Raw genomic sequence first — 580 nt, 5'->3', positions numbered from 1 at the left:
GTGGCGAGCAGGGGCAAGGCGTCGCGGTGGGCCTGACGACGATGAGCGAGGTCCAGCCGGCTCTGGTCCGGGCGCGCCGCATCTGTTCCGAGGTTCTGGTCGAGGAACAGGTCCAAGGCGAGGACCTCCGGCTGGTAGTGATCGACTACAAGGTCGTCGCCTGCGCCCTGCGTCGTCCGCCGCGCGTCGTTGGTGACGGGCGCTCGACCTTGCGCGCCCTTGTCGAACACCAAAGTCGTCGTCGCGCCGCCGCCACCGGCGGGGAATCCACCATCCCGATCGACGCCGAGACGGAACGCACCTTGGCCGAGGCCGACTATCGCCTCGACGACGTGGCGCCGGATGGTGAGGAGATCCTGGTTCGCAAGGCCGCCAACCTGCATCTGGGCGGCACCATCCATGACGTGACGGAAGAGGTGCATCCCGCGCTGATCCGCGCCGCCGTCGCCGCCGCCCGCGCCATCGATATCCCGGTCACCGGCATCGACCTGATGGTGAAGTCGCCGCGTGAACCCGACTACGCCTTCATCGAAGCTAATGAGCGCCCCGGCCTGGCCAACCACGAACCTCAACCGACCGC

General features: G+C 68.3%; 1 pseudogene. It reads left to right on the top strand.

From position 1 onward, the window contains the following. Positions 1-580, top strand: a pseudogene (locus JWG43_RS20640) (N-acetylglutaminylglutamine synthetase); the annotation flags it as partial.

The sequence above is a fragment of the Desulfobulbus alkaliphilus genome (genome assembly GCF_016918545.1).
In the GTDB taxonomy this organism is placed as follows: Bacteria; Desulfobacterota; Desulfobulbia; order Desulfobulbales; family Desulfobulbaceae; genus Desulfobulbus; species Desulfobulbus alkaliphilus.
The sequence above is the reverse complement of the archived record's forward strand: the minus strand, read 5'-3'. Positions and strand labels throughout refer to the sequence as shown.